Consider the following 13,858-nt stretch of genomic DNA (forward strand, 5'->3'; position numbering starts at 1 on the left):
CCGGTCGTTAAGCTGATGACGTGCCTGAATACCTGCCGACCGCGCCCTACAAGGGGACCCGGGACTTCCTGCCCGCCGAAATGTCCGTGCGTACCCAGGTGTTCGGTCATCTCTACGACGTCCTCGAGCGCCGCGGCTTCCTCCGCTACGACGGCCCGATCCTCGAGTCGGCCGAGATCTACGAGCGGAAGTCCGGCCAGGAGCTCGCCGACAAGCAGCTGTACACGCTGACCGACAAGGGCGGGCGGCGGCTGGCGCTGCGGCCGGAGATGACGCCGTCGGTGGCGCGGATGATCGCCGGGAGCGCGAAGTCGCTGTCGTTCCCGGTCCGCTGGTACAGCCACCCGAACTGCCACCGGTACGAGGCGCCGCAGCGCGGCCGGGTGCGCGAGCACTGGCAGATCAACGCGGACATCTTCGGCTCGGACAGCGCCAACTGCGAGATCGAGATCTTCGAGCTGGTCCACGACATGATGGCGGCGCTCGGCGCGACGCCGGACATGTTCGTGCTGCGCGTCAACGACCGGAACCTGCTGACGTCGGCGCTCACCGACGTCGCCGGCGTCTCCGAGGACCACCTGGCCCAGGTGTTCGCGCTGGTCGACCGCTGGGAGAAGTACCCGCGCGAGAAGCTGGCCGAGAGCGCCGGGGAGATCGGGCTCTCGGACAAGCAGTTCGAGAAGCTCGCCGAGACGCTCGGCGCGGGCGAGGCGCTGCTCGACGAGCTGCCGGCCGAGGTGCGGGAGCAGTCGAACCTCGTTCGCGTCCTGAACAGCAGCGCGGGTTCCCTGGTGAAGTACGAGCCGATGATCGTGCGCGGGCTGGCGTACTACACGTCGACGGTGTTCGAGGTCTTCGACACCTCGCCGGAGAACCGCCGTGCCCTGTTCGGCGGCGGCCGCTACAGCGACCTCGCGTCGATGTTCACGCCGCAGCAGATCCCGGGCATCGGGTTCGGCATGGGCGACGTCACGCTGATCGACTTCCTCGACACGCACGGCCTGACGCCGGCCCCGCGCAGCGAGGTCGACGTGATGGTGATCCCGGTGACCGAGGACCTCGCGGACGCGGCCCGGTCGGTCGCGGGCTCGCTGCGTGCCGCGGGGCTGCGGACGTCGACGCCGATCGAGCACCGCAAGCTGGGCAAGGAGCTGACCCGCGCCGACAAGGCGGGCGCGGCGGCGGTGGTCATCATCGGCCAGGAGGACTGGGCCGCCGGGAACGTCACGGTCCGGAACCTGGCGACGCGGGAGCAGAACCCGGTCGCGATCGACGGCGCCGCCGCTGCGGTGCGGGCGCTGCTGGCGTAATCGGTTCGACAGCGCTGGCACGCTGGGAGGCGTGTTCGAAACAGGACTGCCCGATCTCGACGCCTTCGCCGCCGGTGACGTCCGGCGGTGGGCCGACTTCGACGTCGCCGTGCGGCGGGCGTCGTGGACCAACCAGCAGTGGTACCGCTTCCGCGGCCACGAGTCGCGCGACCTCGGCCGGAAGCCGTCGCGGGAGGTGCTGGCCGAAGCCGCGTGCCACGGCAACGGGCACATGCGGGAGGCGGCCGTCGAGCGGCTGGCGACCCGCTCCGATCCCGAGGCGCTGCCGCTGCTGCTGATCCGCTGCGTCGACTGGGTCCGGCCGGTCCGGGAGGCGGCCCGGGCGGCCGTGGTGTCCAAACTGGACACTTCCGCGCTCCGCGCGATGCTGCCGCTGATCGGCGTCCTGCGGCGGCGGCAGGTCGACGACTGGATGACCACGCTGTTCCGCGCGAACCTGCCGGACCTGCTCGACACCGCGTTGACGCTGGACGACCGGGAAACCCGCCGGTGGGTCCACGCGGAGGCGATCGGGCTCCTGCCGCGCGAGCGTCTGCTGGCCGTCGCTTCCACGGACTCCGACTTCGTGGTGCGTGCGATCTGCGGCAACGCTCTGCTCGACCGCGGCGAGTGCGTCGAGGACCTGCTGGCGGCCGGGGCACCGAAGGTCCGGATGCGGGCGTTGACGCTGCTCGGCACCGACGTCGCCGTCGCCCACCTGGCGGACCGGTCCTCGGCGGTGCGGTCGATGGCGCAGGTCCTGGTCCTGAAGGCGGGCGGCGACCCGGCGGTGCACTACCGCGCGATGCCCGTCTCGTTCGGCGTGCTCGCCGGACTCGGCGAAACCGGCACGGCTACCGACGCTCCGGCCCTGGAGCGTCACCTCGCCGACGAGCGTCCCCGCATCCGGCGGGTGGCGGTCCGCGGCCTGCGCCGGGTCGCGCCGGAGTCGGCGGCGGTCCGGCCGCTGCTGACGGACCCGTCGCCCGCGGTGACCCGCGAGGTCGTGGAGTTCCTGCGCGGCAAGCCCGCACTGGTCGACGTCCCCGCGCTCCGGGCGCTGCTCGACCCGGCCCGCCCGGTCCACACGCGACGGGCGGCCGCGACGTTGCTGCGCGACCGCGACACCTGGCTGCGCCTGCACACGAACCTGACCCTGCTGTCCGACCCGGACCTGTCGGCCGACGCCGAGCAGGACCTCCACGCCTGCCACCAGCACATCGCCGGCGTCTACACGAAACCTTCAGCCGAGCTGCGGAGGGCGATCGAGGCCGCTTGCGCGAGCGTCGACCCGGACCTCGCCCGCGGAATCCGCTTCCTGCTGAGCTCCGCGAGGTATCGCGCGTGATTGAAGGGTCGGCACACGTGATTGAGGAGTCGACTCGCGTGATTGGAGGGTCGACACGACGAAGCCTGGCCCGCCTCGCCGTGTCGTCTCTCCAATCACGCGAGTCGACCCTCTGATCACGTGGGGTCGGCGCGGAGGAGGCGGAGGGTGAATGTTGCTCCGGCTCCGGGGTGGCCGGCGGCCGCGATCGTGCCGCCGTGGCCCGTCACCACTTCGCGGACCAGGGCCAGGCCGAGGCCGAAGCGGCGGCCGTCGCCGTCCGGGCCGCGGGCGAACCGCTCGAACAGGCGGTCCGCGTCGGCCGCCGGGAAGCCGACGCCCGTGTCGCGGACGCGCAGCTCCACGTGCCGTTCGTCCGGCACGCCCAGCCACACCTCGATCGAGCCGCCGGGCGGGGTGTGGCCGAGGGCGTTGTCCAGCAGCGCCGACAGCACGCGGCGCAACGCCGTCGGGACGCCCTGGACGACGTACGGCCGCCGCTCCCGCGTCACCGCCAGCCGGACCTTCCCCTCCCCCGCGCGCACCGCTTCCGCCGCGACCGCCTCCTCCGCGAGCGTTCCCAGCTCGACCGGTTCCAGCGACGGCCGTTCCCCGCACGCCCGCGCCGAGAGCAGCAGGTCTTCGACGACCTCGCCGAGCTCCCGCGTGCCGCGCACCAGGTGGTCGAGGTCGTCCGCGTCCCGCCCCGAAGCCCGCCGGGCCAGCAGCTGCGCGCGCGTGTGCAGCCGGGTCAGCGGGGCGCGCAGCTCGTGGGACGCGTCGGCGACGAACGTCCGCTGCCGCCGCAGCGCGTCCTCCAGCGGCCGGATCGCCCGTGACGCCAGCACCCGCCCGCACAGCACCGCCCCGAGCAGGGCGAGCACCTCGGCGACGCCGAGCCCGAACACCAGCGACGAACGGTCCTGGATCTGGTACCGCTCTTCGAAGAACGCCTGCGAGACGACGCCGCCGCGGTTCTCCACCCGGATCGTGTACGTCATGCCGCCGAAGGACCGCCGTTCGGTGTGGACGTCACCGGGCGAAGGCACCGTGCCGTCCAGGGCGGGCAGCGGCATCCCGGCCGGCGGCGGACCCGCCGGCGCGTGCGCTCCCGGCGTGAACAGCCAGACGCAGCCGGGCGGGACCGTTGCCGGGCCGAGCTGGATGGTCCTGGCGAGCGTCCGGTCGGCGTTGGCGTGCTGCCCGGACAACAGCATCCCGTACGCGATCGCCCCCGCGACGGCCACGAGCAGCGACACGACGACGGCGATCTGCGCGGTGATCGCCCACCGCGCCCGCCACAGGGCCCGCTCTTCGGGCGCGGGCCTCATACCGCACCGATCTGGTAGCCGAGGCCGTGCACCGTCCGCACGACGTCCCGGCCGAGCTTGCGCCGCAGGTAGTAGACATAGGTGTCCACAATGGACTCACCGGTCGAGTCGGCGAACACGCGTGTGCGCAGCGCGGCCCGCGGGTGGATGGCCTTCGGCCGTTGGGCCAGCGTCCGCAGCAGCTCGAACTCCCGCCCCGACAGCGTGATCCGCTCGCCGCGCGGCAGCACGACCTCGTGCCGCAGCAGGTCGAGCGCCGCCGCGCCGAGCGGGAGGCTCTCCGCCCCTTCGAGGTCACGGCGGCCCAGCGCGCGCAGCCGGGCCAGGAGCTCCTCGGCCTCGAACGGCTTGACGAGGTAGTCGTCGGCGCCGGCGTCGAGCCCGGCGACGCGGTCGGCCACCTCGCCCAGCGCCGAGAGCACCAGGACCCGCGTCGTCACCGCCCTGGCCCGCAGCCGCCGGAGCAGCTCGAGGCCGTCGAGCACGGGGAGCCGCCGGTCGATGATCATCACGTCGTAGTGCCCGGTGAGCCCGAGGTGCAGGCCCCGCTGGCCGTCGTGGGCCGCTTCGGTTTCGTAACCGACGTCGGCGAGCAGTTCGGCGAGCATGCCCGCCAGCTCGCGGTCGTCTTCGACCAGCAGCACTCTCGGTTTCGCCACCCCGTCGCGCACGCATCCATACTGGCAGTGATTTTCCGAAATTGAAGAATCAACTTTTCCCGGTCACCGGAACGGCTTCGGCCGTCAGGAGTACCTCGGTACTCCCCTTGCGGGCATCCCGCCGGTCGAGCCAGCTGAGCACCGGCGCGGTCATGATGGTGGTCACCAGGGCGACCAGCACCAGCACCGTGAACAACGCCGGCGACACGATCCCCGCGGCGAGCCCGACGTTCAGCGCGATCAGCTGCATCAGCCCACGCGCGTTGACGAGCACGCCGACGCGCGCCGCGATCGCCGGCGGCTCCCCCGCCAGCCGGGCCGCACCCCAGGACGCGCCCAGTTTGCCGACGATCGCGACCACCACGCACAGCACCGCGAAGGCGAGCAGCTTCGGGTCGGCGAGCAGCGCGAACCGCGTGTTCAGGCCGGAATAGGTGAAGAACAGCGGCAGGAACACGATCCGCCCGATCGGCATGATCTTCGCGAGCACGGCGTCGGCCGCGGGGATGCGGGGGAACGCGATCCCGACGCAGAACGCGCCGAACACCGCGTAGAGCCCGATCACGTCCGTGAACCAGGCGGCGGCGAACAACGTCATCGCGGTGATGAGCACCCGGTGGTCGACACCCAGACGTTCGCTGCCCATCGCCTTCGCCAGCAACCGCCGTCCGATGATGAACACCAACCCGGCGAAGAGGGCGCCGCCACCCAGCGCGAGCGCGACCGGCCCGGCCGACCCGGCGTGCATGCCGAGCACGACCGCCAGCAGGATCCACGCCAGCACGTCGTCGAGCGCGCCGCAGGCCAGCGCCAGCGAGCCGAACTTCGTCGACGCGATCCCGCGTTCGGTGATGATCCGCGCGAGCATCGGGAACGCCGTGATCGCCAGCGCGACGCCGACGAACGCCATCGACGTCACCGGCGATACCCCGTCCTTGCCGATGCCCACCCAGCTCAGGCCGATCGCGCTGACGCCGAACCCGAGCACCAGCGGCACGATCGTCCCGGCCGACGAGATCGCCGCGACCGACTTGCGCGATTTCCCGATGCTGCTGAGGCTGAACTCGTAGCCCGCGCCGAACATGTAGATGACCAGGCCGATCTGGCCGCCGACGTAGAGCAGCGAGCGGACGGCGTCCGGGAACAGCGCCGCCTGCACGTCCGGCAGCAGCAGCCCGAACAGCGAGGGGCCGAGCAGGACCCCGGCGATCATCTCGCCGACCACCGGTGGCTGGCCGAGCTTGACCGCGGCCAGGCAGACCAGCCGGGCCACCAGGAGGATCACCACCACGGCGAGGAAGAACGCCGGTGCCGCTTGGGACGGGCTCATCGATTACCTCCGGCGAAGTAGGTCGAGCAGAGGGACTGGCGACGGGCATCGAGGACCATGTACGTGCCGAAGACGAGCTGCGCGAGGCTGCGCCAGACGTCTTCCCAGCGGTCGCGCACGGCCAGCCACACCAGCGGCGCGCGCTTTCGGCGTGCCCCGCGCGGCGTGAGCAGCGCTGGGCCGCGGTTGGGGATCGAGCGCGTGTGGCCCGCCGTCGAGGCGAGGCTGAAGCGGCGCAGCACTTCCCGCGTCACGACGCGCATGGTCAGCGGGGCCAGTCCGCGCGCCGGGCACGCGCGGTTCTGCGCGACGCCGAACGGGACGAACTCCTCCTTGGCCGACTGCCCGGCGAAATCGGGGTAGCTGAAGCACAGCACCGTCCCGGCCGGGATGGTGAGGTGGTCCAGCTCGATCTCCGCGGTCGAGATCCGGTGCGCGATGCCGAACAGCGGGTACTCGCGCAGCCCGTCGTCGATGACGCGGTCGACGTCCTCCGGGTGGTCGACGAGCCGCCGCTGGATGCCGTCGTCCTGCGCGATGATCATCAGCAGGTGCGCCATCGCCTCCGACATCTGCACGACGGCGGTGGTGAAGAAGGTGCCCTGCAGGTAGTAGGCCTGCTCCGCCGGTGTCAGGGACTCCGGGAGCGGGTGCGGGACGTCGGCGAGGCGCTGCCTGAGGTACTTCGTAAGCCGCGCCCGGCGGCGCATGTTCCGCGGCCGCACGCACTTCAGCGCCGAGGCGACGTCGTCCGCGTGCGCCACGATCAGGTCCCGCGCCTCGGGCGGGCACGGCTCGTCGAACACCAGCTCGTAGTACAGCTCGGCCCAGATCGGCATCATCTCGTCACGCAGCCGGACGAGCCCGGGACGGACGCCGTCCAGGACGTGGCGGGCGACGCGCTGGGTCAGCTCTTCGGAGTCCTTTTTGGACTTGACCAGGATGTGGCGGGTGCACTTGGCGACCTCGTCGTAGCGCGGCCCGGCTTCGAGGTGTTCCTGGTGCACCTCGGGCCCCGGCGACAGCCAGTACCAGAACAGGTCCGACAGCGCGGCGCCGCGGCTGCGGCCGTTCGCCGCCGGGTCGGCGTAGACGCGCTTGAAGTCCCCGGCGCCGACCTGCGGCCCCGGGATCGTCACCGCATCCTGGCCGTTGACCAGCGCGAAGATCTTCATCCGCAGCGCGACGACGCGATCGGGCAGCCAGGCGAGCACCGTGCCGATCATCGCCGCACCTGGTCCGGGGTGAGGTCCGCCGGGTGCCGGCCACCGCACATGGCCAGCGCCTGGTCGAAGTCCGCCCGCAGCAGTTCGAGCACCTCCGTGACGCCTTCGCGCCCGCCCGCCGCCAGCCCCCACACCACCGGACGGCCGACGCCGACCGCGTCCGCGCCGAGGGCGAGCGCCTTGACGACGTCGGTGCCGCGCCGGATCCCGCCGTCGAGCAGCACCGGCAGGGCCCCGCCGACCGCCGACGCGATCTCGGGCAGCACGTCGATGGTGGCCGGCACGGTGTCGAGTTGGCGGCCGCCGTGGTTGGACACGACGATCCCGGCGACGCCGTGGTGCACGGCCAGCCGCGCGTCCTCGGCGTGGAGCACGCCCTTGATCAGCACCGGCAGTTTCGTCTTGGACCGCAGCCAGGCGATGTGGTCCCAGTTCAGGCCGGCCGACATGACGATGTCGCGGACATGGCTGGCGTTGCCGCCGCTGCGGTTCTCGCCGATGTTGCGGAGGTTCTCCACGGCCAGCCCCGGTGGCAGGTCGTGGAAGTCGTTGCGGTCGTCGCGTTCACGGCGGCCGAGCACGGGCGAGTCCACGGTGACGACGAACGCCTTCACGCCCGCCGCCTCGGCCCGGCGCACGATCGCCTCGGTGAACTCCAGGTCCGGCTGCAGGTAGAGCTGGAACCACAGGCCCGGGTCCGGCGCGACCTCGCGGGCCGCCGCGGCGATGTCCTCGATGGCCGTGGTGGACGCCATGCTGACGATCATGATCGTGCCCGCCCTGGCCGCCGCGCGGGCCGTGGCGAGCTCGCCGTCGGTGTGCGCGAGCCGGTGGAACGCCGTGGGCGCGATCAGGATCGGCATGGAGGACGGCGTCCCGAGCAGCTCGATGCTCAGGTCACGCTTGTCGCTGCCGCGCAGCACCCGGGGCAGCAGCCGCAGCCGCTTGTACGCGGTTTCGTTCTCCCGCAGGGTGATTTCGTCCTGCGCGCCGCCCGCGAAGTAATCGTAGTGCGCCGGATCGAGGCGTTGCCGGGCGGCCGCCTCGAAGTCCGCGACCGTGCGCATCACAGCTCCTGCGTGAAGAACGCGGTCAGCGGTCCGATGTGGACTTCCTTGTCCCACTCGTTCTCGAGGTTCTCGGTGACGTGGTGGGTGGCGACGAGCTCGCCGCGGCGGTAGTGCCGGACGATCGGGTGCAGGTAGTGGCCCTCGCCGTGGTCGTTGGCCTTGTCCTGGGCGGCACGGGCGACGAAGTCGAACGGGTCGACCTTGTCGTGGTCGGGGCCGTAGTCGAGGGTGACGACGAAGGCGTCGTCCGGCGGATCCTCGAGCACCCGGTCGACCGGGACCTCTTCGAGGTAGCGGGCGGTGTCGCCGTCCACGACCACGACGTCGGCGAGGAAGCCGAACTGCTGGTACAGCGCGGAAGTCCGGTTGATCCGGGTGATCACGGCTTCGGTCAGCGCGTCCGGTTTGGCGGGCAGCTCGGCGTGCGGCCACGGGACGTCGTGGTAGCGCTCGTTCAGCACCTTCGCCAGCGCGCGGGCGCCGTAGCGGAAGCCGTGGATGAACGCGCTGGTCGCCTTCTTGAAGTCGCGGACCTGGGTGATCGTGCCGGCGAAGTAGAGGCCGGGCACGTTGACCGACTCCCAGCTCGCCGTCTGCGCCGGGAAGCGGTCGTTGATGGTGAGTTCCGGGCGGCAGTCCTCGTCGAAGAGCGACGCGTCGAACCGGAAGCCGGTGCAGCCGATCACGCGGTCGTAGCGGATCTCCTTGATCACCTCGTCGGCGCGGGCGAAGGCGAACTTGACGTGGTAGCCGTCGGCGTCCTTGCGGACTTCGCGCACGTCGCCGTCGAGGATCGCGTGCTGCAGCTTGAGCTGGTACATGTCGAGGATGCCCGCGTTGTACGCGCGGAGGTGGCCGACGAAGTGCGTGCGCCAAGCCAGCTTCACCGGCCGCGGGCCGCCGACGTGCACGACCGCGGCCGTCTCGATCAGGTTGTCGGCGGTCTCGAAGGCGGAGTTCCCCTTGCCGAGCACCAGGACGCGCTGGCCGGTGAAGCTCTTCGGGTCGACGTCCACGTCCACGTACTGGTCGATCAGCTCGACACCGGGGAACTGCGGGATGTACGGCTTGGTCACGCCGGTCGCCATGATCAGCCGGTGTGCCCGGTATTCGGCGTCACCCGCGGTGAGGACGAAGATCTCCTGCTCACGGCGGATGCGCGTCACGCGCGTGTCATAGCGGACGTCGACTTGGTGCTTCGCCGCGTAATCGGCGAGGTAGCGCAGGAAGTCGGGGGCGTCGGGGAAGAGCAGGTCGCTGTAGTTCGTGAAGAGCACCGGGTCGTCGTCGCCGTCGGCGAGGATGGAGTTCCAGTCCATCCGGAGGTTCAGCTCCGGGTCGGTGTAGCCGGTGTGCTTCTTGTTGATGGAGATGAGCGTCCGGTGCCGCGGGAAGGTCTCGAAGAAGTGACCGGGCGCGGAACCGGCCTCCAGCACCAGGTACCGGTGCCCGGCGCGGCCGAGGAACTGCCCCAGCTGCAGCCCGGCCGGCCCGGCCCCGACGACCAGATAATCGAGTACTTCCTCCGCCACGACGACCTCCTGGGGTTCGGCACCGATCGCATGATCGGCGCCGAGCCTGCCCCGGAGATCTCAGAAAAGCCTCAGAAGTAAGTTACGCACGTGCCTGGTCGTGAGTGAGAAACAGTGTTCTAACACTGTTTCTCACTCACGACCGGGCTGCGGCAGACTGCTTACTTGCCGGCGGCGCGGGCGAGGCGTTCCGGATAGCGCTCTCCGGCGATCGCGTCCGCCGGGGCGGCGGCCGCGATGGCCGCCAGGTCGTCGGCCGTCAGCTCGAGCGAAGCCGCCGCGACGTTCTCCTCGAGGTACTTGCGGCGCTTGGTGCCCGGGATCGGCACCACGTCGTCGCCCTGGGACTGGACCCACGCCAACGCCAGCTGCCCGGCGGTGACGCCCTTGTCCGAGGCCAGCTTCCGCAACGCCTCGACGATGGCCATGTTCCGCTCGAAGTTGCCCTCGGCGAACCGCGGCAGCCCGCGGCGCATGTCGTCCTCGGGCAGGTCCGCCACCGACTTCACCGCGCCGGTCAGGAACCCGCGGCCCAGCGGCGAGAACGGCACGACGCCGATGCCCAGCTCCCGGCACGTGGCCAGGATTTCGCCCTCGATCCCCCGCGTCCACAGCGACCACTCGCTCTGCAGCGCCGTCACCGGGTGCACGGCGTGCGCGGCGCGGATCGTCGCGGCGCTCGCCTCGGAAATCCCCGCGTACCGGATCTTCCCGGCCGCCACCAGCTCGGCCAGCGCGCCCCACGTCTCTTCGATCGGCGTGTCCGGGTCGACGCGGTGCTGGTAGTAGAGGTCGATGTGGTCGACGCCCAGCCGCCGCAGCGACTCGTCGCACGACTGCTTCACGAACTCGGCGTCGCCGCGGGCGCCCATGGCGCCGTCGTTCCACACGATGCCGAACTTCGTCGCGAGCACGACTTCGTCGCGGCGGCCGGCGATCGCGCGGCCGACCAGCTCCTCGTTGACGCCGTTCGCGTAGACGTTGGCGGTGTCCAGCAGCGTCACGCCGAGGTCGAGCGCCCGGTGGATCGTCGCGATCGACTCCTCGTCGTTGTCGCGGACGCCGTAGGCCTGGCTCATCCCCATGCAGCCGAGCCCCTGGGCGCCGACCTCGAGACCGCCCAGCTTCCTGTTCTTCACGCCGAAATCTCCTCCATGCCGGGTTCCACGCCGAGCACCTTGCGCTCGACCTGGGCGTAGTTGTCGATCTTGTAGTCGAGGACGTCGAGGCAGCCCTGCAGCTCGGCGATCCGTTCGGCGACCGACCGCCGCTGCTCCACCAGCAGCGCCTTGCGGCGGCCCGCGCTCGCGACGCCGTGACGGCGCAGCGACGCGTACTCGCGCATGCTCTTGATGGGCATGCCGGTGGTGCGCAGCTTGGTCAGGAACCCCAGCCAGTTGAGGTCGTCGTCGGAGTACGCCCGGCGGCCCGCGGCGTCCCGGGCGGGCGGGTCGAGCAGTTTGATGCGCTCGTAGTACCGGAGGGTGTCGATGGACAGTCCGCTACGTCGCGCGGCTTCCGCTATCGAGTAGCTCATGGCTCGACAGTACGACCTGGAGTGCACTCCAGGTCAAATCACCGGCTGCAAAAATAACAGCGTTGTACTACGCTGGGTAGATGGCGCGACCACGCACGCACGACGAGGCGCTCCGGCTCAAGCTGCTCGACCGGGCCGGGGAGCTCATCGCCGCCGAGGGGCCGAAGGCGCTTTCCCTGCGGAAGCTGGCCGCCGACGCCGGGACGTCGACCACCGCCGTCTACTCGCTCTTCGGCAGCAAACCCGACCTGGTCAACGCTCTGTACTCCGAGGGCTTCCGCCGCTTCGGCGCCCGGATGGCCCGCACCCCGCTGACCGGCGACGCCGTCGAGGACCTCGTCGCGCTCGGCAGCGCCTACCGTGCGAGCGCGCTGGCCGACCCGCACCTCTACGGGATCATGTTCACCAGGTCGGTCCCCGGGTTCGAGCCGAACGAAGACGCCGAGAAGCTCGCCCGCGAAACGCTGAAGCCCCTGGAAACGATCATCCGCCGTGCCATCGCGGACGGCGTCTTCCTCGACGTCCCGCCGGAGACGATCGCGGTCGGCTGCTGGGCCATCGTGCACGGCCTGGTCTCGCTGGAGCTGACCGGCAACCTGCCGGAGGAGTTCGACGTCACGAGCTCGTACGAGCGGGCTCTGCGCGCGAACGCCTCCGGCTGGCTGCGACCTCAGGCCAGCGGCAACGACCCGTCGTAGAGGATCGTGCCGTGCGCGTCCCGGACCACGACGTGCACCTTCACGTCCGGGACGATGCCGAGTTCCTTCGGGATCCAGGTCAGGGCCATGCCGTCGACGACTGCGGCCTCGACAGGCTTCCCGACGCCGAAGTCGACGGTCGTCTTCGCCGCGTTCACGGGCACCGCGACGGCGTACGGCGTCCGAGACTTCCCCGGCTCGCCGCCCGCTTCGGTCGCGCCCAGGGTGCTCACCCGCAACAACCGCACCGGCGCGACCGGCCGCGGAACGAAATCGGGGTAGACGCGCGACTTGGTCTTCCCCGGCCGCTGATAGTCGGGCTCGGTCGTGCAGATGACGACCCGGTCACCGCGACGGCCCAGGACCACCCGGTAGCCGTCGGTTTCCAGCAACGGCCCCGGCAGGTAGGCCGCGGCGTCGGGGAGCACCTCCTCGGCGGCGGCCAGGCACTCGCCCAGTGCCCGCCCCGCCGGGGACGTCCGGTCGGCGGTCACCGGCCGGTCGACGACCGAAAGCAGCGGCGGCGGCCCCGCGGGCAGCACGTACTTCTCCGGACGGTTGTCGAGGGTGAGCGTCGTCCGCGCCGGGTCGGTCCGAGTCATCACGACGAACTGGCGGGTGACCGGGGAGAACCGGATGTCCTGGGACATGGACTGCCCCTCGGTAGCCGACTCGAGGAGAGCGCCCTCCGCCCCGGGGCCGAGGATCCCGCCGACCGTGCCGGTGGCACTGTGGGACACCAGCGTGAAGTTCAGCCCGGACACAGTGTCGGACCTGTCGCTCTTGTTCGACAGTCCCGACAGCGTCACGGTCGTTTCGGTCGTCTCGCAGAACACCAGCGACTCGCCGCCCCCCGTCGCCGCGACCACCGCGTCCGCCCCCTCGACCTGGGTGAACATCGGGACCCATTCCTCCCGCGCGTACGAGAAGCCCCAGCCGTCCGCCGCCTTGTTCATCGCCTTGAAGGCCGCAAAGCAGCGGTCGAGCGACGACTTCGCCACCTGAGCGTCCAAGGTCAGCCCGCCACCGGCGGGCGGGGCGGGGACTACCTCGGCGGGCTGCCGGATCACCTTCGTCGCGACGACCGCACCCGCCGCCAGCACGACGACAGCGGCCGCGGCGGCGTACCAAACCCGGGACGGGTGCCGCTTCGCGATGCCCCGGCGGAGTTCGGCCCGCAGCCGGTCGCGGATGTCGTCCGGCAGGGCCCGCCGGGGTGGGAGACCGAGGTCCTCGCTCATTTCTCCTCCAGCAGCGTGCGCAGCCGGGCGCGGGCCCGGGACAGGTGGGAGCGGACGGTGACCTCGGCGACCGTCAGCAACGCGGCGGCGTCGGCGACGCTGACGTCCCCGAGCAGGCACAGCTCGACGACGTCCCGCTGCGCCTTCGGCAGCATCCGGACGGCGCCGACGATCTCGCGCAGCCGCTCCTCGCCGTCGAGCCGCTCGGCCACCGCGTCGGCGTGGTCGGACACCACCGGCGGGTCCGGGATCTTCCGGAGCAGCCGCAGCCGCCGTCTCGCGCCGCGGTATTCGTCACGGGCGGCGTTGCCCGCCACCGTGTAGAGCCACGGCAGGGCGCTGTCCCGCACCAGCGTGACGTCGGCGCGGCGGCGCCAGGCGGTCAGGAACGTCGTGGAGGTCAGGTCTTCGGCGCCGGCCCACGAGCCGGTCAGCCGGTAGGCGTGGTTCCAGACGGCCTCGGCGTGCCGTTCGAAGAGCTGGCTGAACGCCGCCTCGTCGCCGCCGGAAGCCCGGTCCCACAGTGCCCGGTCGTCCACCGGCGCCCCCGTCGCATGGCTGGTCACACCCCTCAGTGGCCGGCATCGGCCGGGATGT

13 protein-coding genes are annotated in these 13,858 nt (G+C 71.3%); 3 read left to right on the top strand and 10 right to left on the bottom strand.

The annotated features are described in order from the left end of the window. Nucleotides 1-20: 20 nt before the first annotated feature. Both hisS and CF165_RS18745 read left to right on the top strand, forming a co-directional pair. Entirely contained in the window at nt 21-1,310 is a 1,290-nt protein-coding gene (gene hisS, locus CF165_RS18740) for a histidine--tRNA ligase (RefSeq protein ID WP_093948828.1), read from the top strand. 31 nt (nt 1,311-1,341) lie between these two features. Next, nucleotides 1,342-2,658 carry a HEAT repeat domain-containing protein gene (locus tag CF165_RS18745; RefSeq protein ID WP_205660907.1) on the top strand — a complete coding sequence of 439 codons (1,317 nt, stop codon included), beginning with the start codon at nt 1,342-1,344 and terminating at the stop codon, nt 2,656-2,658. A gap of 116 nt (nt 2,659-2,774) precedes the next feature. On the opposite strand, the gene CF165_RS18750 is transcribed toward CF165_RS18745, so the two are convergent. The 8 genes from CF165_RS18750 to CF165_RS18785 form a co-directional block, all read right to left on the bottom strand. Continuing rightward, entirely contained in the window at nt 2,775-3,968 is a 1,194-nt protein-coding gene (locus tag CF165_RS18750) for a sensor histidine kinase (RefSeq protein WP_093948829.1), read from the bottom strand. Continuing rightward, on the bottom strand, nt 3,965-4,612 hold the full coding sequence (locus CF165_RS18755) for a response regulator transcription factor (protein ID WP_093948830.1): 648 nt from the start codon (nt 4,610-4,612) through the stop codon (nt 3,965-3,967). Before CF165_RS18755 ends, CF165_RS18750 begins: the two co-directional genes overlap by 4 nt. A 64-nt stretch (nt 4,613-4,676) precedes the next feature. Continuing rightward, complete coding sequence (locus tag CF165_RS18760; RefSeq protein ID WP_093948831.1) at nt 4,677-5,957, bottom strand: cation:proton antiporter; 1,281 nt, start codon at nt 5,955-5,957, stop codon at nt 4,677-4,679. After that, a complete protein-coding gene (locus CF165_RS18765) occupies nt 5,954-7,183 on the bottom strand; it encodes a cytochrome P450 family protein (RefSeq protein ID WP_093948832.1) in 1,230 nt (409 codons plus the stop codon). Before CF165_RS18765 ends, CF165_RS18760 begins: the two co-directional genes overlap by 4 nt. After that, complete coding sequence (locus CF165_RS18770) at nt 7,180-8,250, bottom strand: alpha-hydroxy acid oxidase (RefSeq protein ID WP_093948833.1); 1,071 nt, start codon at nt 8,248-8,250, stop codon at nt 7,180-7,182. Before CF165_RS18770 ends, CF165_RS18765 begins: the two co-directional genes overlap by 4 nt. Then, nucleotides 8,250-9,785, bottom strand: a complete 1,536-nt coding sequence (locus tag CF165_RS18775; protein WP_093948834.1) for an NAD(P)-binding domain-containing protein — start codon at nt 9,783-9,785, stop codon at nt 8,250-8,252. The genes CF165_RS18770 and CF165_RS18775 overlap by 1 nt, the downstream gene beginning before the upstream one ends. A gap of 161 nt (nt 9,786-9,946) precedes the next feature. After that, nucleotides 9,947-10,870: an aldo/keto reductase gene (locus tag CF165_RS18780; protein WP_240521669.1), complete on the bottom strand. Its 924-nt coding sequence runs from the start codon at nt 10,868-10,870 to the stop codon at nt 9,947-9,949. Between the two features lie 50 nt (nt 10,871-10,920). Further along, nucleotides 10,921-11,322, bottom strand: coding sequence for a MerR family transcriptional regulator (locus CF165_RS18785; protein WP_093948836.1), 402 nt, complete (start codon nt 11,320-11,322; stop codon nt 10,921-10,923). An 80-nt stretch (nt 11,323-11,402) separates the two neighbouring features. Between CF165_RS18785 and CF165_RS18790 the strand changes: the two genes are divergently transcribed. Beyond that, nucleotides 11,403-12,020 carry a TetR/AcrR family transcriptional regulator gene (locus CF165_RS18790; protein ID WP_093948837.1) on the top strand — a complete coding sequence of 206 codons (618 nt, stop codon included), beginning with the start codon at nt 11,403-11,405 and terminating at the stop codon, nt 12,018-12,020. On the opposite strand, the gene CF165_RS18795 is transcribed toward CF165_RS18790, so the two are convergent. Both CF165_RS18795 and CF165_RS18800 read right to left on the bottom strand, forming a co-directional pair. Beyond that, on the bottom strand, nt 11,993-13,261 hold the full coding sequence (locus CF165_RS18795) for a hypothetical protein (protein ID WP_093948838.1): 1,269 nt from the start codon (nt 13,259-13,261) through the stop codon (nt 11,993-11,995). The two genes, CF165_RS18790 and CF165_RS18795, sit on opposite strands and share 28 nt — an antisense overlap. Then, nucleotides 13,258-13,827: an RNA polymerase sigma factor gene (locus CF165_RS18800; protein WP_093948839.1), complete on the bottom strand. Its 570-nt coding sequence runs from the start codon at nt 13,825-13,827 to the stop codon at nt 13,258-13,260. The genes CF165_RS18795 and CF165_RS18800 overlap by 4 nt, the downstream gene beginning before the upstream one ends. Nucleotides 13,828-13,858 lie beyond the last annotated feature (31 nt).

Origin of the sequence: Amycolatopsis vastitatis (genome assembly GCF_002234595.1) — a bacterium.
GTDB lineage: Bacteria > Actinomycetota > Actinomycetes > Mycobacteriales > Pseudonocardiaceae > Amycolatopsis > Amycolatopsis vastitatis.